The sequence below is a fragment of the Metapseudomonas resinovorans genome (assembly GCF_002003485.1).
GTDB lineage: Bacteria > Pseudomonadota > Gammaproteobacteria > Pseudomonadales > Pseudomonadaceae > Metapseudomonas > Metapseudomonas resinovorans_D.
Map to the genome: position 1 here is coordinate 70,575 of NZ_BDMA01000086.1, position 17,778 is coordinate 88,352.

The following is a 17,778-nucleotide window of genomic DNA, read 5'->3' on the forward strand; positions in this document are numbered from 1 at the left end:
GTGACTACCGAAACCCTCGCCAAAACCCCGCTGCACGCCCTGCACCTCGAACTCGGCGCCCGCATGGTGCCCTTCGCCGGCTACGACATGCCGGTGCAGTACCCGCTCGGCGTGCTCAAGGAACACCTGCACACCCGCGAGCAGGCCGGCCTGTTCGACGTGTCGCACATGGGCCAGATCCTCCTGCGCGGCGACAACGCCGCCCGCGCCCTGGAAAGCCTGGTGCCGGTGGACATCCTCGACCTGCCGGTGGGCATGCAGCGCTACGCGATGTTCACCGACGAGAACGGCGGCATCCTCGACGACCTGATGGTCGCCCGCCTGGCGGACGACGAACTGTTCGTGGTGGTCAATGCCGCCTGCAAGGAGCAGGACCTGGCGCACCTGCAGAAGCACCTCGGCGGGCAGTGCGCGATCGAGTCGCTATTCGAGTCCCGTGCTCTGATTGCCTTGCAGGGACCCAAGGCCGCTGAGGCGCTGAGCCGCCTGGCGCCGGACGTAGCCGGCATGACGTTTATGCAATTCACCAAGCTCGAACTGATGGGCGTGAATTGCTACGTCAGCCGCTCCGGCTACACCGGCGAGGACGGCTACGAGATTTCCGTTCCGGTCGAGCATGCAGAAGCTTTGGCCCGTGCCCTGCTGGCCCAGCCGGAAGTCCAGCCGATTGGCCTCGGCGCCCGTGACTCGCTGCGCCTGGAAGCCGGCCTGTGCCTCTACGGCCACGACATGACCCCCGCCACCACCCCGGTGGAGGCCAGCCTGGTCTGGGCCATTTCCAAGGCCCGTCGTGCCGATGGCCTGCGCGCCGGCAATTTCCCCGGCGCCAGCGCGGTTTTCGCCCAGCAGCGTGATGGCGTACCCAGCAAGCGCGTCGGCCTGCTGCCGCAGGAGCGCGTGCCGGTACGTGAAGGCGCGGAGATCGTCGATGCCGAGGGCACCGTCATTGGCCAAGTCACCAGCGGCGGCTTCGGCCCCAGCCTGGGCTCCCCGGTAGCCATGGGTTACGTCGCCGCCAGCCACGCCGCCCTGGACAGCGAGGTCTGGGCCCTGGTGCGCGGCAAGCGCGTCGCCATGAAAGTCGCCAAGACCCCCTTCGTGCCGCAGCGCTACTACCGCGGCTGAGGGCTGGTGCCTTCCTTGAACGGGTAGGAGCGAGCTCTGCTCGCGAACAGCTTCGCGAGCAAGCTCGCTCCTACGAAAAACGCCGAGCCTTCGGAGCAAGAACATGACCGAAACCCAGATCACCCCGCGGCCGCAGCCTCTGCAGGCCGGCGTAAAACTGCGCGGCGCCGAGAAGGTGGCGCGCATCCCGGTGAAGATCATTCCCACCGAAGAAGTGCCGCGAAAACCGGACTGGATCCGCGTGCCCATCAGCGCCTCACCCGAGGTGGCGCGCATCAAACAATTGCTGCGCAAGCACAAGCTGCACAGCGTCTGCGAAGAAGCCTCCTGCCCGAACCTGGGCGAGTGCTTCGCCGGGGGCACCGCCACCTTCATGATCATGGGCGACATCTGCACCCGTCGCTGCCCCTTCTGCGACGTCGGCCATGGCCGGCCGAAACCGCTGGATGCCGACGAGCCGACGAACCTTGCCATCGCCATCGCCGACCTGCGCCTGAAATACGTGGTGATCACCTCGGTGGACCGCGACGACCTGCGCGATGGTGGTGCCAAGCACTTCGCCGACTGCCTGCGCGAGATCCGCAAGCTGTCCCCGGGCATCCAGCTGGAAACCCTGGTGCCGGACTACCGTGGACGCATGGACATCGCCCTGGAAATCACCGCCACCGAACCGCCGGATGTGTTCAACCACAACCTGGAAACCGTACCGCGCCTCTATCGCTCCTCGCGTCCGGGCTCGGATTTCGAGTGGTCGCTGGACCTGTTGCAGAAATTCAAGCAACGGGTGCCAGGGGTCCCGACCAAATCCGGCCTGATGCTGGGCCTGGGCGAAACGGACGACGATGTGATCGAAGTGATGCAGCGCATGCGCGAACACGAGATCGACATGCTCACCCTCGGCCAGTACCTGCAACCGTCACGCAATCACTTGCCGGTACAGCGCTTCGTCCACCCCGACACCTTCGCCTGGTTCGCCGAGAAGGGCGCCGAGATGGGATTTGCCAACGTGGCCTCCGGGCCGTTGGTGCGTTCCTCGTACCATGCCGACCAGCAGGTACATGGCAGGAAGATCAACTGACCCTGTAGGGGCGAAATCATTCGCCAAGGGCCGCGCAGCGGCCCCGTAGGGTGGAAATCGCTTTTCATTTCCACCATTGGCGTCTGGGCGCGCGCCGAGGTGGTGGATGAAAAAAGCGTCATCCACCCTACGCACTGCCCCACCTCAGTTGCCAAATTCCAGGCCGCTGGTTGCATCAGGATTGTTTGTCCCTCGCCGGCGCGAGTCACCCCTCGCCCGCCTGCGGGAGAGGGGCAGGGGGAGAGGGTTGCATCAGGCTGGCACCGAAAGTTGGTCACCACCGTTATCGACAGCCCCGCCCACCTGAGACAAACTCACCGAGTTCCGGTTTATCTCAAATTCCGCTCATGGAGGGCCGCCATGCTCGAGCTGCGCCATCTCAAGACCCTGCACGCTTTGCGCGAAGCCGACAGCCTGGTGGAAGCCGCCGAACGCTTGCATCTCACCCAGTCCGCCCTCTCCCACCAGTTCAAGGAACTGGAAGAGCGCCTGGGCATGCAGCTATTCGTGCGCAAGACCAAACCGGTGCGTTTCACCAGCGCCGGGCTGCGGCTGCTGCAACTGGCCGACAGTCTCCTGCCGCAATTGCGCAGTGCCGAGCGCGACCTTGCACGTCTGGCCGGGGGCACCGCCGGCCGCCTGCACATGGCCATCGAGTGCCACAGCTGCTTCCAGTGGCTGATGCCCACCATCGACCAGTTCCGCGACGCCTGGCCGGAGGTGGAGCTGGACCTGGCTTCCGGTTTCTCGTTCGCCCCCCTGCCCGCTCTGGCGCGGGGCGACCTGGATCTGGTGGTGACTGCCGATCCGGTGGACCTCGCCGGCATCACCTATGTGCCGCTCTTCACCTACGAAGCCCTGCTGGCTGTGGATAACCAGCATGCCTTGGCGAGCAAGCCGTTCATCGTCCCCGAGGACCTGGCCAGCCTGACCCTGATCACCTACCCGGTGGAACGCGATCGCCTGGACATCTTCACCCGTTTCCTGGAACCGGCGGACGTGGAGCCCGCCCAGGTGCGTACATCCGAACTCACGGTGATGATGATGCAACTGGTGGCCAGCGGCCGTGGTGTCTGCTGCCTGCCCAACTGGGCGTTGCACGAATACAGCTCGCGCGGCTACGTCACCGCCAAGCGCCTGGGCGAGAAAGGCCTGTATTGCACGCTGTTCGCGGCGATCCGCGCCGACATGTTGGACGCCCCCTTCATGCGCGACTTCCTGCTGACGGCGAAGGACACGTCGTTTGCCACGCTGGAAGGGGTCAGTGCGGCGCGGTGAACGAGCCTGGCGCGAAGCGATACGGCGGGGAATGGTCGATGGGTATCGCAAGCTCAACCCATCCTACGGAGTGATGCGATCTCAACACGTGGAGGGCGGCGATAGGCCAAAGGCCTGGTGGATGTGAAAGGCGACATCCACCCTACCGCTCGATCCGTAGGGCGGATCACGCCTCAGCGATCCTCCATCGGCGGTGCCTCGCCTCCTAGATCAACGCTCGGATGCATCGGCAGCGACGGCCCCAGATATTCGTTGGCCTGCTGGATATCGTCCTCCCCCAACGACCCCACCGAAGCCGCCAGGCGCAAGCGCGAAAGCAGGTAGCGCAACTTGGCCTCCAACAGGTCGCGGCGGGCGATGAAAGCCTGTTCCTCGGCATTGAGGATGTCCAGGTTGGTACTGGTGCCAGCCTGGAAACCCTTGCGTGCGGACTCCTGGGCGCGCTCGCTGGATACCACGGCGGTTTCCAGGGCCCGAACCCGTTGCTCGCCGCTCTGTACCCCACGGAATTCGCGGGTGGTGCCGGACAGCACCTCTTCGCGGCTGGAGTTCAGCTGATCATTGGCCAGCTCGCGGTTGGCCGAAGCCTGGCGCACCTGGGCGCTGGTGGCGCCACCGGTGAAGATCGGCATCCGGAATTCCACGCCAACCGAACCGTATTTGTTGGTCTGGTTCTGGGTCGAAACCGAATCGCTCTCCGTATCGTTGTAGGCGGCGACGAAATCCAGGGTCGGCCAGTGCCCGGCCTTGGCCCGGTCCACCTCTTGATCCGCGATATCCAGACTCCGGCTGCGGGCGATGATGGTCGGGTTGTTGGCCCGCGCATCGCTGATCCAGTCCTGCAGGGTCGGCGGCTCCAGCGGCGGGGTAGGAAACTCGGTACGCAGGGTGGACATCTCTTCCGGCAGCACGCCGAGCAGCTCCTGCAGCAAGCGTCGCGCCACCAGCAGGTTGTCCTCGGCCTCGATCAACTCGGCCTGGGCCAGGTCGCGTCGGGCAGAGGCCTGATCGACGTCGATCACGGTACCGTCACCCAGTTCGTACCGGCGCTTGGCAGACTTCACCTGGTTCTCCAGGTTGTTCAGCTTGACCTTGGCCAGATCGATGGTTTCCAGCGCCAGCAGCACGGCGAAGTAGCGGCTGGCCAGGCTGACCGCCGATTCCTGGGTTTTGACATCGAACACCGCATCACTGAACAGGGTGCGTTGCTTGCCCTGGCGGTACTCGGCCATCCGCTGTTTGTTGAACAGCGGTTGGCGCAACTCCACCACCGCCCCCTTTGAGTCGTACTCCAGGTCACTCTCCACCGAGTTGCCCAGGACGTTGTCCTGCTCGCTGGTGCCGTCCACCCGTTTCCAGTAGGCGGTACTGCTGATGTTCGGCAGCAGGCCTGCCTTGCCCAATTCCTTGTATTCCTGGCCGGCCTGGCGTTCGTGGACCGACGCCAGGTAGGTCGGTCCCTGGGTCTGGTAGACGCCCCAGGCGTCGCTGAGGTCCATGGCCGCCGCAGGCAGGGCGACGGCTCCGAACAAACCGGCTATGGCCATCCGGGCTCTCATGTCACTGCTCCTTGAATGCGTTTCCGACACGGCCCAGCAGCGGTTTCATCAGGTAGCTCATCAGGCTGCGTTCCCCGGTCTTGATGGTTACGGTGGCCGGCATGCCTGCTCGGATATTGTTCGGCCCGAGCATTTTCATGCCTTCTTCGGTCACTTCCACCTGGGTCAAGTAATAGGGCTGTTTGCTGGCTTCGTCCACCAGCCGGTCGGCGGCAACCGTCAGCACCCGTCCCGGAATGTTGGGAGTCTGTGCATGGTTGAAGGCCGGGAAGGTGATGTCCACAGGCAGCCCGGGGACCATCTTGTCGATGGCCTGCACCGGAACCTGGGCGTCCACCTGCAGGGGCTCACTGTCCGGTATCACGTCCATGAGCCGCGCGCCGGGCTGGATGATCCCGCCGACGGTGGTGATGGTCAGGCCCAGGACGATGCCGTCGATGGGCGAACGGATCACCGTGTTGTCCACCTGGTAGTCCACCGAACGCAACCGCTCGCCGAGGGAGGTGGCTTCCTTCTGCACATCGGTCAGCTGGGATTCCACTTCCTTCTGGAAATCCTGCTCGCGCTGGAGGATGCGCAGCTTGAGTTCGGCGATCTGGTTACGGGTGCGGCCGATATCGGCGATGTTCTGCGCCATGGAGCCATTCAGTTCCGAGGCATTTCGCTCCAGTTCCAACATGCGGTTGCGCGGGATGTAGCCTTCGGCGGCCAGGCTGCGCACGCCTTCCAGTTCCTGGCCAAGCAGGCTCGACTGGCTGGCGCGGGTGGCCTGGACCTGGCGCAGGCCCTTGAGCTGTTCTTCGGCACCGTTGAGGTTCTCGTGGAGGATGCCGATTTCACCCAGCAGCGCCCTGCGCCGGGTCTGGAACAGCCGCTGCTGCAGGGCGATGGATTCCATCAGGCGCGGGTCGCCGCTGAAGCGTTCCAGCAGTTCCGGAGCGAAGGTCACGGTGTCGGCGCCATCGCGCTCGGCAACCAGGCGGTCTTCCACGGTTTTGGCGACGATGTACTGGGAACTCAGGGCGCCCTGCTCGGCGATGGCCTGGGTCGGGTCCAGGCGCACCAGTTCCTGGCCGGCGCGCACCTTGTCGCCTTCGCGCACAAGAATGGCGTCCACCTCACCGCCGGTGAGGTGCTGCACGGTCTTGCGCGCATTGGTGACGTTGACCGTGGCGTTGGCCACCACGCCGGCATCCAGCGGGGCCAGTACGGCCCAGACCAGGAAGCCGCCGAATCCTGCCAGCACCATCCAGACGCCCCAACGGGCCGGCCTGGAGTCATCCATGTCCACCTGTGTCGGTTCTTCGACCCGTACCAGGGCCTTGCTTTCGCTTGCCGCTTGCATGATCGATTACTCCTTTGCCCGCATGGACGCGAGGTTGGGCGTGCCCACGGAGGGCATGACGCTGGCCTGGCGCAATGCTGAGAAGACCTCGTCACGAGGACCGAACATCTGCATGCCGCCGTCTCTCAGCAGCAGGACTTTGTCTATCGTGCCGAGCACGCTGGGGCGGTGGGAGATCAGGATCAGCGTCTTGCCCCGCTTCTTCAGGTCGAGGATGGCCTCCACCAGCGCCGCTTCGCCCACGTCGTCGAGGTTGGCGTTGGGCTCGTCGAGCACGATCATCGAGGGATCGCCATAGATGGCCCGGGCCAGGGCGATGCGCTGCTTCTGTCCGCCGGAGAGTGGGCTGCCGTCGAGGCCAAGGGGCGTGTCGTAGCCTTTGTCGAAGCGCAGGATCATCTCGTGCACGCCAGCGCGCTTGGCCGCCAGGATCACTTCCTCGCTGTTCACCTCGCCGAAGCGGGCGATGTTGTCGGCGATGGTGCCTTCGAACAGCTCCACGTCCTGCGGCAGATAGCCGAGCCAGGGACCGAGTTCCGCCTTGTTCCACTGGAAGATGTCAGCGCCGTCCAGGCGTACCGTGCCCCCTTGCGCCGGCCAGACCCCCACCAGCAACCGGGCCAGGGTGGATTTGCCGGCGGCGGATGGGCCGATGATGCCGAGTGCTTCGCCGGGCGCCAGGGCGAAATTGACCCCACGCAGGATAGTGGCGGTACCACCGGGCGCTGCGGTCATGGCGTTCTCCACCGACAGTGCGCCCTGGGGCTTGGGCAGCGCCATGGCGTCCTTGCGGGCGGGGAAGTCAGCCAGCAGCTTGGTCAGGCGTTCCCAGGAAGCGCGGGCGGTCAGCAGCTGCTTCCACACGCCGATGGCCTGTTCAACCGGCGCCATGGCGCGACCGCTGAGCACCGAACTGGCGATCATCATCCCGGCGGTGATCTCGCCCTTGATGGCCAGCAGCGCGCCGGCACCCAGGATCAGCGACTGCAGGGTGATCCGCACGAAACGGCTGGCGCCATTGATGTAGGCGGCACGGTCCGAAGCCTGGGTCTGTTTCTCGAGGATGCGCTGGTGGCTGCTGTACCAACGCTCACGAATGGCCGGCAGCATTCCCATTGCCTCGATCACTTCGGTGTTGCGCAGGTTGTTATTGGCGAAGGAACCGGAAGCCATCGACGCCTGGTTGGCTTCCATCAGCGGGCCCCGGGTAACCACTTCGGTGAGCAGTGCCAGCGCGAAGAGAATGGCCGAGCCGATCAGGGTGACGATGCCCAGCAACGGGTGCACGAGGAAGATCACCAGCAGGTAGATGGGCGTCCAGGGCGCATCGAAGAAGGCGAACAGGCCATTACCGGTGAGGAACTGGCGAACCTGGGACAGGTCCTGGAGCGCCTGGGCCGGGTTGCCGCCGGCTCGGCGCAGGTTGCGCTCGAAGGACGCGTTGAAGATGCGCTTGTTCAGGCTCATGTCCAGGCGGTTACCGAGGCGGATGAGCACGGTCGAGCGCACCACCTCCAGCAATGACATGAGCACGTAGAGCCCGAGCATCAGCACCGTCAGCATCACCAGGGTGGTGATGTTGCTACTCGCCAGCACACGATCGTAGACCTGCAGCATGTAGAGCGCCGGCGCCAGCATCATCAGGTTGATGACGCCGCTGAAGCCGCCGACCACATAAAAGGTGTGGCGCAGGCGATTCAGGGCTTCGGACAGTTCTGTACGGGGCTGCGAGAAATTCTTCATCTCGGCGCTCCATTGACGGAGTGGTGGGTTCGGCCGTGTCCGACCGCCTTCTTATAATTCAAGCCCCTGGAGCGAAACGGCGCTGCCCCCACAGAAGCCTACCCACATCCTTAGCCAAGACTCCGGTGCCCCGCCAGCCTCCAACCCCGTCTGCCGGACGGCTGCGGGGTTAACCCCGACCGACGACATGGGCCTATTGCGCGAGAGCGTTTCTCATCAAGGCTGTAAGCACCGTGCTAGAGCGGTTTACCCACTTCTGGGGAAAATGCCGACGGCGCCAGCAAGACAGAACTGGCGCCGGATAAATGACGTATAGCTCCGACGACATAGTCGACGCCGGATGGATAGCGTCGCGCTATGCATCCCGGGCACCGGAAACACGCTGGAGCTACCACGGCAATCGACCCTTGCACGCGGCCTGATCGTAGGGTGCGCCATGCGCACCGGCTCTGTGTCAGTTGGATGAGGCGCGAATACCCGGAATTCCGTTGGTGCGCGCGGCACACCCTACCAGGGCCATCCACCGTTGCACGCAGCCTCACCGTAGGGTGCGCCATGCGCACCGGGCTCTGTGTCAGTTGGACGAAGAGCGAAACCCTGCAATACCGCTGGTGCGCGCAGCGCACCCTACCAGGGCTATCCCCCCGCGCGCGCAGCCAACCGTAGGGTGCGCCATGCGCACCGGGCCCTGTGTCAGTTGGATGAAGCGCGAATACCCAGAATTCCGCTGGTGCGCGCGGCGCACCCTACCAGGACTATCCACCCTTGCACGCGGCCTAACCGTAGGGTGCGCCATGCGCACCGGCTCTGTGTCAGTTGGATGAAGCGCGAATACCCGGAATTCCGCTGGTGCGCGCGGCGCACCCTACCAGGACTATCCACCCTTTCACGCGGCCTAACCGTAGGGTGCGCCAAGCGCACCGGGCCCTGTGTCAGCTGGACGAAGAGCGAAACCCTGCAACACCGCTGGTGCGCGCGGCGCACCCTACCGGGGCTATCCACCCGCGCACGCAGCCAATCGTGGGGTCAGTTCGCCCTGACCCGCAGCGCCGGGCTGAACGTCAGCATGTCCATCAGGCTGTTAACCAGGCTTTCCGCCTCGTCCGCCAGGGAATAGCCATCGGGCGCCAGCAGCCAATTGGTCTGGATACCTTCCATATAGGCATGCACGCTGACGGCGGCGCGGCGGCAGTCCAGGTCACGAGGCAACTGGCCACGGCTCACTGCATTGCGCAGTGCCTTGGCGATGCGCTCGTCGCATTCGGCGCTCAGGTCCTGAATCTGCTGGCGCAGGTCGCCCAGTTCCTCGGTGTATTCCACCTTGAACCGCAGGATCTCGTGGATACGCCGGCTCTGCGGGTCCAGTTCCACACGCTTGAGCAGACGCACCAGCAACTGGTGCATGCGCCCCAGCGGATCGGGCTCATCTTCGCTCTCGCTGGCACGCGCCAGCTGTTCCAGCGGCATGTGGATGCGTTCGAGCATCGCCTGGAACAGGTCGCTCTTGTTCTCGAAGTGCCAGTAGATGGCGCCTCGACTCACGCCGGCGGCAGCAGCGATTTCCGCCAGAGAGGCGCGGGAAACACCCTTCTCGTGAAATACCCGCTCGGTAGCGTCGAGTATCTGCACGCGAGTCTCTTCGGCTTCCTCTTTGGTGCGTCTGGCCATGCGCCACCGTTACCTATCTGATTGCTATCAAAGGAAAAATCATCGCGCCCAGGAAACAAATTCTGACATCGGCAACAGAAGATTCGATTTACAAACATTCACGCATGTAAGTATATTCGTACACCTTCGCAAGAATCCAGAACCTGCCCTGCGCCCAGCTTTCCTTCAGAAAGCTGTACCCCAGAAAATAGAGGTCCCTTCAGATGCCCATGAAGCCAGCCTTTGCCGCCTTGGTTTCCGCCATCGCACTGGCCACGCTCGCCCTCACCGGCTGCCAGGAAGCCTCGGCTCCCCCGCCCGCCCAGACGCCCAAGGTCGGCGTCGTCACCCTGCAACCCCAGAGCTTCACCCTGACCACCGAACTCCCCGGCCGCACCAGCGCCTACCGCATCGCCGAAGTGCGTCCGCAGGTCGACGGCATCATCCAGAAGCGCCTGTTCACCGAAGGCAGCGAGGTCAAGGCCGGACAGCAGCTCTATCAGATCGACCCGTCCGTCTACTCCGCTACCTACAAGAGCGCCCAGGCCAGCCTGGCCTCTGCGCAGTCCCTGGCGGACCGCTACAAGGACCTGGTCAGCGACCAGGCCGTGAGCAAGCAGGCCTATGACGAGTCCCAGGCCGCCCGCCTGCAGGCCGAGGCCGCGCTGGAGAAGGCCAAGATCGACCTGCGTTACACCAAGGTGATGGCCCCCATTTCCGGACGTGTCGGCCGCTCGGCGGTCACCGAAGGTGCCCTGGTGAGCAACGGCCAGACCCTGGCCATGGCCACCATCCAGCAGCTCGACCCGATCTACGTCGACGTGACCCAGTCCACCAAGGACCTGCTGCGCCTGCGCCGTGAAATGGCCGAAGGCCAACTGGAGAAGGCCGGTGCCAGCGGCGCCAGGGTTTCCCTGCTGCTCGAAGACGGCAGCGAGTACCCGCACAAGGGCAGCCTGGAGTTCTCCGAAGTCTCGGTAGACGAAGGCACCGGTTCGGTAACCCTGCGCGCGGTCTTCCCCAACCCGGAACACAACCTGCTTCCGGGCATGTTCGTGCACGCCCGCCTGGGCTCGGCGGTGAAGCAGGAAGCCATCCTCGCACCGCAGCAAGGCGTGACCCGCGACCTCAAGGGCCAAGCCACTGCCATGGTGGTTAATGCCGAGAACAAGGTGGAACTGCGCCACCTGAAGGCCGAACGCACCGTCGGCGACCGCTGGCTGGTCAGCGAAGGCCTCAACCCCGGCGACCGCCTGATCACCGAAGGCCTGCAGTTCGTGCGACCGGGCGTTGAAGTGAACGCAGCACCGGCGACCAACGTGGCAGCCCAGCAACCCGCGGGCGACAACCTGGCCAAGAGCCACTGAGGAGCCCATAGATGTCGAGATTTTTCATCGATCGCCCGATCTTCGCCTGGGTGATCGCGCTGGTGATCATGCTCGCCGGCGGCCTGTCGATCCTCAAACTACCGATCAACCAGTACCCCAGCATCGCCGCGCCTGCGGTGGGCATCCAGGTCAGCTACCCCGGCGCCTCGGCGCAAACCGTGCAGGACACCGTGGTGCAGATCATCGAGCAGCAGCTCAATGGCATCGACGGCCTGCGCTACATCTCCTCGGAGAGCAACTCCGACGGCAGCATGACCATCACCGCCACCTTCGAGCAGGGCACCAACCCTGACATCGCCCAGGTGCAGGTGCAGAACAAACTCCAGCTGGCCACTCCGCTGCTGCCGCAGGAAGTGCAGCAGCAGGGCATCCGCGTGACCAAGGCAGTGAAGAACTTCCTGCTGGTCATCGGCGTCGTCTCCGAAGACGGCAGCATGGACAAGAACGACCTGGCCAACTACATCGTCTCCAACATCCAGGATCCGATCTCGCGGACCAAGGGCGTGGGTGACTTCCAGGTGTTCGGCGCCCAATACGCCATGCGTATCTGGCTGGACCCGGCGCGGCTGAACAACTATCAGCTGACGCCGGTGGACGTGAAGACCGCCATCCAGGCGCAGAACGTGCAGATTTCCTCCGGCCAGCTCGGTGGCCTGCCCGCCTCGCCCGGTACCCAGCTCAACGCCACCATCATCGGCAAGACCCGCCTGCAGACCCCCGAGCAATTCGGCGAAATCCTCCTGAAGGTAAATCGCGACGGCTCCCAGGTGCGCCTGCGTGACGTGGCGAAGATCGAGCTGGGTGGCGAGAACTACAGCATCAGCGCCCAGTTCAACGGCAAGCCGGCCTCCGGCATGGCGATCAAGCTGGCCACCGGCGCCAACGCCCTGGATACCGCCAAGGCGATCCGCGAGACCGTCAAGCAACTGGAACCCTTCATGCCCGCCGGGATGAAGGTGGTCTTCCCCTACGACACCACCCCGGTGGTTTCCGCCTCCATCGAAGGCGTGATCCATACCCTGGGCGAGGCCATCGTCCTGGTGTTCCTGGTGATGTTCCTGTTCCTGCAGAACTTCCGCGCCACCATCATCCCGACCCTCGCGGTGCCGGTGGTGCTGCTCGGCACCTTCGGCGTGCTGGCGATGTTCGGCTTCACCATCAACACCCTGACCATGTTCGCCATGGTGCTTGCCATTGGCCTCTTGGTGGACGACGCCATCGTCGTGGTGGAGAACGTCGAGCGGGTGATGGCCGAAGAAGGCCTGTCGCCACTGGAAGCCACGCGAAAGTCCATGGGCCAGATCCAGGGCGCGCTAGTGGGTATCGCCCTGGTGCTCTCGGCGGTGTTCCTGCCGATGGCCTTCTTCGGTGGTTCTACCGGTGTGATCTACAAGCAGTTCTCCATCACCATCGTCTCGGCCATGGCCCTGTCGGTGCTGGTGGCGCTGATCTTCACCCCGGCCCTGTGCGCCACCCTGCTCAAGCCCATCGCCAAGGGCCACCATGAGAAGCGTGGCTTCTTCGGCTGGTTCAACCGCAGCTTCGATCGCAGCGTGCAGAGCTACGAGCGCGGCGTGCGCGGCGTGCTCAAGCGCAAGGTGCCCTACTTGATGCTCTACGTGGTGATCCTCATCGCCATGGGCTGGCTGTTCACCCGCATCCCCACTGCCTTCCTCCCCGAGGAAGACCAGGGCGTGCTCTTCGCCCAGGTGCAGACGCCGTCCGGTGCCAGCGCCGAGCGTACCCAGGTGGTCGTGGACCAGATGCGCGAATACCTGCTGGAGAACGAGAAGGAGACCGTGAAGTCCGTGTTCACCGTCACCGGCTTCAACTTCGCCGGTCGCGGCCAGAGCTCGGGCATGGCCTTCATCATGCTCAAGCCGTGGGAAGAGCGTACGGCCGAAGGCCAGAGCGTGTTCGACCTGGCCCAGCGTGCGCAGAAGCACTTCTTCAGCTTCCGCGATGCGATGGTCTTCGCCTTCGCCCCACCAGCGGTAATGGAGCTGGGCAACGCCACTGGTTTCAACCTGTTCCTGCAGGACCGCGCCGGTGTCGGCCACGAAGCACTGAACGCCGCCCGCGACCAGTTCCTCGAGCTGGCGGCGAAAGACCCTGTGCTCAACCGCGTGCGCGCCAACGGCCTGCGCGATGAGCCCCAGTACCAGCTGCAGATCGACGACGAAAAGGCCCGTGCCCATGGCATCTCCCTGTCCGACATCAACAACACCGTGTCCATCGCCTGGGGTGCCAGCTACGTCAACGACTTCATCGACCGTGGCCGGGTGAAGAAGGTCTACCTGCAAGGCGAACCCGAAGCACGGATGAACCCGGAAGACCTGAACAAGTGGTACGTGCGCAACGACCAGGGCCAGATGGTGCCGTTCAGCGCCTTCGCCAGTGGCAATTGGACCTACGGCGCGCCCAAGCTGGCCCGCTACAACGGCGTGCCGGCGGTGGAAATCCTCGGCGAGGCGGCACCGGGCCACAGCTCGGGTGAAGCCATGGCCGCCGTTGAAGAGATTGCCAAGCAGTTGCCGGCGGGCGTCGGCTACTCCTGGACCGGCCTCTCCTACGAGGAACGCCTGTCCGGCTCCCAGGCGCCGGCCCTCTACGCGCTGTCGCTGCTGGTGGTGTTCCTCTGCCTGGCAGCCCTGTATGAGAGCTGGTCGATTCCGTTCTCGGTGATGCTGGTGGTGCCGCTGGGCGTGATCGGCGCGCTGATGTTCACCAGCCTGCGCGGCCTATCCAACGACGTGTTCTTCCAGGTCGGCCTGCTCACCACCATCGGCCTCTCGGCGAAGAACGCGATCCTCATCGTCGAGTTCGCCAAGGAGCTGCACGAGCAGGGCAAGAGCCTGTTCGATGCCGCCGTGGAAGCCTGCCGCATGCGTCTGCGTCCGATCATCATGACCTCGCTGGCGTTCATCCTCGGCGTGGTGCCCCTGGCCATCTCCAACGGCGCCGGCTCCGGCAGCCAGCACGCCATCGGTACCGGCGTGATCGGCGGCATGCTCACCGCGACTGTCCTGGCCATCTTCTGGGTGCCGCTGTTCTACGTGCTGGTCGGCTCGCTGTTCAAGGACAAGGCGAGCAAGGCTGCGATCAAGAAGGAGGCCCTGCAGTGAGGCGTTCCCTGATTTCCCTGGCCATCGCCGCGACCCTGCTCGGTGGCTGCTCCATGATCCCCGACTACCAGCGCCCGGAAGCGCCGGTGGAGAACGCCTGGCCCGAGGGCGAGGCCTACAGCGACGGCGCCGCCCAGGTGAATACCGCCGCCGCCGACCTCGACTGGAATGCGTTCTTCCAGGACCCGGCGCTGCGCCAACTGGTGCAGCTCGCCCTGGACAACAACCGCGACCTGCGCACTGCCGCGCTGAACGTCGAGGCCTACCGCGCTCTCTACCGCATCCAGCGCTCCGAGCTGTTCCCCAGCATCTCGGCCGACGGCGGCGCCACCCGCCAGCGCACCCCGGGCATCATGAGCCAGAGCGGCCAGGCCGACACCAGCAGCAGCTACAGCGCCACCCTCGGCACCAATGCCTGGGAGCTGGACTTCTTCGGCCGCCTGCGCAGCCTCAACGAGCAGGCGCTGGAACAGTACTTCGCCACCGAACAGGCACGTCGCAGCACCCAGATCAGCCTGGTGGCCTCAGTGGCCACCGCCTATCTGGACTGGCAGGCCGACCAGGCCCTGCTGCAGCTGACCCGCGACACCCTGAAGACCTACCAGGAAAGCTACGCCCTCACCCAGCGCAGCTTCGACGTCGGCGTCGCCGATGCCCTGGCCCTGAGCCAAGCGCGCACCGCGGTGGAAAGCGCCCAGGTCAGCCTGGCGCAGTACACCCGTCTGGTGGCCCAGGACCGCAACGCCCTGACCCAACTGGTGGGCACCGGCATTCCGGCGGACCTGCCCAGGGGCCTGGCGCTGGACGCCGACCTGCTGGCCGAAGTGCCGCCGGGCTTGCCGTCAGACCTGCTGCAACGCCGCCCGGACGTGGTCCAGGCGGAGCACCTGCTGAAGTCGGCCAACGCCAACATCGGCGCGGCGCGCGCGGCGTTCTTCCCCAGCGTCAGCCTGACCGCCAACGCAGGCAGCATGAGCAACGAGTTGTCCGGCCTGTTCGATGCCGGCTCGGGCAGTTGGCTGTTCCAGCCGAGCATCAGCCTGCCGATCTTCACCGCCGGCCGCCTGAAAGCGAACCTCGACTACACCGAGCTGCAGAAGGACATCCAGGTGGCGCAGTACGAGAAGGCCATCCAGGTCGCCTTCCAGGAAGTCGCCGATGGCCTCGCCGCGCGTACGACCTACCAGCAGCAACTGGATTCCCAGCGCGCACTGGTGAAGACCACCGAGGAGTACTACCGCCTCGCCGAGCGTCGCTATCGCACGGGCGTCGACAGCTACCTGACCCTGCTGGACGCCCAGCGCCAGCTGTTCAGCGCCCGCCAGCAACTGATCGGCGACCGCCTCAACCAGTTGGCCAGCGAAGTGAACCTCTACAAGGCCCTTGGCGGCGGCTGGAAAGAACAAGGGGAACATTCCCCGAACGCTTGATCCGCGACTCCCCAATCCTCACGGACGAGGAATCCACGCGGCGCCCCTGCCCTTTTTGGCGGGGGCGTATTTTTTGGGGCTCCATGTTTGCGCGCGCCAGCCTGAAGCAACCCTCACCCCCGGCCCCTCTCCCAAGGGGCGAGGGGTGACTCGCGCCGGCGAGGGACAAACCATCCTGAAAGCAAGTGGTAGCCTGAAATTGAGCCGAAGAGGGTCCGCCATGAGTTGGCGTCAGGATTGCTCCATTCCATCAATCGCGAGTCACCCCTCTACCTCTGGGAGAGGGGCCGGGGGTGAGGGATGGGCAGGACTGCGTCCTGCATAGCGATTGAAATCGCCCCCCTCAAAGGGATGCCTGGCTCTCCGGCACGAGAGTCAAAAACAGGCAGAAACCTCGGAAATCCCCATGCCAATCAAGGCGTTGCAAACGCCCATCGGTCAATTTTTCGGCCATCCGTCAGGCTATCCACGCTAGCCGTAATAATCGCCGATGCTGTTCGTCCAACTCGTGGGGAGGCGAGCCAGGAACAAGAGGAAACGACAAATGAAATCCACACTCACCACAATGACCCTCAGCGGCCTGCTTCTGGCCCTGGCGGTGACAACGGGACCGGGCACTGCCCTGGCGGAGAATGGAAGCGACCGCCTGGACGAGTTCCGGATGCGCAACGAGCAAGTCCTGCAGATGAGGGAGGACTCCAGCGAGAGCTTCACACGAATGGTCGAGCAACAACCCACCGCTTCCGGCCGCAGCTATCAGGACGAAGATGCGCTCTCGGGCGGACGGCAAATGCCCAAGTACCAATCGCTGATTCATCAGCAAAGAGTCGAATTCGGTAAATAACCGATGACTCCCCGCCCGTCGGACGTGCGCAGTCTTGCGCCGCCGGCGGGCAGTAAGAGCTCCCACTTTCCGACAACCGGCCAGCGCCTCCAGAGCCCGCTCCAGAGCTATTCTGCCCGCTGCCTGGGCCCGCCGCCCGTGCCGCACATCCCCTGCTGCTTGCGGCGCCGACCGTCCTGATCCTAGTGTGTCCACATCCCTGAACCGGCGGAGGGTTTCCTCTATGCCGGTGATTCGCTCAACGGATTGATCCACCGCAGAACCCGGCCCCGGCCCCGGCCGCTTTCCCCTGGAGAGTCAAACCGTTGCAGAAGCCCGCCTCTCGCCGCTTCGGCGTCCCCCTGTCCTGGCAATTGCTCACGCTCGCCCTTTTCAGCGGCAGCCTGCTATTGGGCGCTGGGGACGCCAGGGCCGCCTGGAGCGCCGACCCGGTGCTGCGCAAGGCGGAAAAGCGCTACGGCCGCAGCGGCCCGGCCAAGGATCGCCTCCAGGCCTGGCATGACCTGTTGGAAACCGGTCGTCGCCTGACCGAACGACAGCAACTCGAGGCCGTCAATCGCCAGTTCAATCGTCAGGTGCGCTTCACCGATGACAGCGCCCTCTGGCAGCGCCGCGACTACTGGGCCACGCCCGTGGAAACCCTGGCCAAGGGTGCTGGCGACTGCGAGGACTTCGCCCTGGCGAAGTACTTCACGCTGCTGCAGCTGGGCCTTGAGCCGAGCAAGCTGCGCATCACCTACGCGCGGGCCCTGGAGCTGAACCAGGCGCACATGGTGGTGACCTACCACGAGACGCCGGATGCCGAGCCGCTGGTGCTCGACAACCTGGTGGACGACATCCTCCCCGCGTCCCGGCGCAAGGACCTGGCCCTGCGCTACGCCTTCGATGCCGACGGGCTTTACACCTTGAAGGGCGGCGCGCCCAGACGCGTCGGCAACACCGCCGAACTGCCGTTCTGGCAAGGCCTGCTGGCACGCATGGAGCGAGAAGGCTTCGTGCTGTAGCGACGGATATTCCCGCGCACCTGTAGCCGAACATCGCGCTGCGCCGAACCGACGATTCGTGCGCACAGCGCACCCTACGGCCAACCACGTGCCGGTGACAGGCCATGATCGGGAATCGAACACCGGCGGCCAAACATCGCGCTTCGCCGAAACCCACGATTGGTGCGCACAGTGTTCAGCCGGGGGACATAGGTAACGGGTGTCGGGAGACA

The 17,778-nt window shown here is 64.7% G+C and carries 12 protein-coding genes; 8 read left to right on the plus strand and 4 right to left on the minus strand.

Going from position 1 to position 17,778, the window contains the following annotated elements; genetic code table 11:
* The 3 genes from gcvT to metR all read left to right on the plus strand — a co-directional run bounded on the left by gcvT (window position 1) and on the right by metR (window position 3,481).
* Window positions 1-1,125 (plus strand): glycine cleavage system aminomethyltransferase GcvT, encoded by a 1,125-nt coding sequence (gcvT, locus tag MnOB_RS23940; RefSeq protein ID WP_077526907.1) that lies wholly within the window; start codon window positions 1-3, stop codon window positions 1,123-1,125.
* A 103-nt stretch (window positions 1,126-1,228) separates the two neighbouring features.
* Window positions 1,229-2,203, plus strand: coding sequence for a lipoyl synthase (gene lipA, locus MnOB_RS23945; RefSeq protein WP_077526909.1), 975 nt, complete (start codon window positions 1,229-1,231; stop codon window positions 2,201-2,203).
* Between the two features lie 360 nt (window positions 2,204-2,563).
* Window positions 2,564-3,481 (plus strand): transcriptional regulator MetR, encoded by a 918-nt coding sequence (metR, locus tag MnOB_RS23950; RefSeq protein WP_077526912.1) that lies wholly within the window; start codon window positions 2,564-2,566, stop codon window positions 3,479-3,481.
* A 173-nt stretch (window positions 3,482-3,654) separates the two neighbouring features.
* On the opposite strand, the gene MnOB_RS23955 is transcribed toward metR, so the two are convergent.
* The 4 genes from MnOB_RS23955 to MnOB_RS23970 all read right to left on the minus strand — a co-directional run bounded on the left by MnOB_RS23955 (window position 3,655) and on the right by MnOB_RS23970 (window position 9,796).
* Complete coding sequence (locus tag MnOB_RS23955; protein ID WP_077526914.1) at window positions 3,655-5,040, minus strand: TolC family outer membrane protein; 1,386 nt, start codon at window positions 5,038-5,040, stop codon at window positions 3,655-3,657.
* 1 nt (window position 5,041) lies between these two features.
* Complete coding sequence (locus tag MnOB_RS23960) at window positions 5,042-6,325, minus strand: HlyD family type I secretion periplasmic adaptor subunit (protein ID WP_371580254.1); 1,284 nt, start codon at window positions 6,323-6,325, stop codon at window positions 5,042-5,044.
* Window positions 6,326-6,391: 66 nt separating this feature from the next.
* The gene (locus tag MnOB_RS23965) at window positions 6,392-8,128 is read right to left on the minus strand and encodes a type I secretion system permease/ATPase (RefSeq protein ID WP_077526917.1); all 1,737 of its coding nucleotides are present in this window, start codon (window positions 8,126-8,128) and stop codon (window positions 6,392-6,394) included.
* 1,026 nt (window positions 8,129-9,154) lie between these two features.
* Entirely contained in the window at window positions 9,155-9,796 is a 642-nt protein-coding gene (locus tag MnOB_RS23970) for a TetR family transcriptional regulator (RefSeq protein ID WP_077526919.1), read from the minus strand.
* A 203-nt stretch (window positions 9,797-9,999) separates the two neighbouring features.
* Here MnOB_RS23970 and MnOB_RS23975 point away from each other — a divergent pair, with 203 nt between their 5' ends.
* The 5 genes from MnOB_RS23975 (at window position 10,000) to MnOB_RS23995 (ending at window position 17,566) form a co-directional block, all read left to right on the plus strand.
* Window positions 10,000-11,142 carry an efflux RND transporter periplasmic adaptor subunit gene (locus MnOB_RS23975; protein WP_077526921.1) on the plus strand — a complete coding sequence of 381 codons (1,143 nt, stop codon included), beginning with the start codon at window positions 10,000-10,002 and terminating at the stop codon, window positions 11,140-11,142.
* Between the two features lie 11 nt (window positions 11,143-11,153).
* Complete coding sequence (locus tag MnOB_RS23980; RefSeq protein WP_077526923.1) at window positions 11,154-14,288, plus strand: efflux RND transporter permease subunit; 3,135 nt, start codon at window positions 11,154-11,156, stop codon at window positions 14,286-14,288.
* Entirely contained in the window at window positions 14,285-15,718 is a 1,434-nt protein-coding gene (locus MnOB_RS23985; protein ID WP_077526924.1) for an AdeC/AdeK/OprM family multidrug efflux complex outer membrane factor, read from the plus strand. Before MnOB_RS23980 ends, MnOB_RS23985 begins: the two co-directional genes overlap by 4 nt.
* A gap of 544 nt (window positions 15,719-16,262) precedes the next feature.
* Window positions 16,263-16,562 carry a hypothetical protein gene (locus tag MnOB_RS23990; protein ID WP_077526926.1) on the plus strand — a complete coding sequence of 100 codons (300 nt, stop codon included), beginning with the start codon at window positions 16,263-16,265 and terminating at the stop codon, window positions 16,560-16,562.
* 305 nt (window positions 16,563-16,867) lie between these two features.
* Window positions 16,868-17,566: a transglutaminase-like cysteine peptidase gene (locus tag MnOB_RS23995; RefSeq protein ID WP_077526928.1), complete on the plus strand. Its 699-nt coding sequence runs from the start codon at window positions 16,868-16,870 to the stop codon at window positions 17,564-17,566.
* Window positions 17,567-17,778: the final 212 nt, after the last annotated feature.

Bases quoted from the DNA above. Each gene is read 5' to 3' on its own strand.
- MnOB_RS23980 (WP_077526923.1), top strand. From the start codon at position 11,154: ATGTCGAGATTTTTCATCGATCGCCCGATCTTCGCCTGGGTGATCGCG.
- lipA (WP_077526909.1), top strand. From the start codon at position 1,229: ATGACCGAAACCCAGATCACCCCGCGGCCGCAGCCTCTGCAGGCCGGC.
- MnOB_RS23955 (WP_077526914.1), bottom strand. From the start codon at position 5,040: ATGAGAGCCCGGATGGCCATAGCCGGTTTGTTCGGAGCCGTCGCCCTG.
- MnOB_RS23975 (WP_077526921.1), top strand. From the start codon at position 10,000: ATGCCCATGAAGCCAGCCTTTGCCGCCTTGGTTTCCGCCATCGCACTG.
- MnOB_RS23990 (WP_077526926.1), top strand. From the start codon at position 16,263: ATGAAATCCACACTCACCACAATGACCCTCAGCGGCCTGCTTCTGGCC.
- MnOB_RS23970 (WP_077526919.1), bottom strand. From the start codon at position 9,796: ATGGCCAGACGCACCAAAGAGGAAGCCGAAGAGACTCGCGTGCAGATA.
- MnOB_RS23965 (WP_077526917.1), bottom strand. From the start codon at position 8,128: ATGAAGAATTTCTCGCAGCCCCGTACAGAACTGTCCGAAGCCCTGAAT.
- MnOB_RS23960 (WP_371580254.1), bottom strand. From the start codon at position 6,325: ATGGATGACTCCAGGCCGGCCCGTTGGGGCGTCTGGATGGTGCTGGCA.
- metR (WP_077526912.1), top strand. From the start codon at position 2,564: ATGCTCGAGCTGCGCCATCTCAAGACCCTGCACGCTTTGCGCGAAGCC.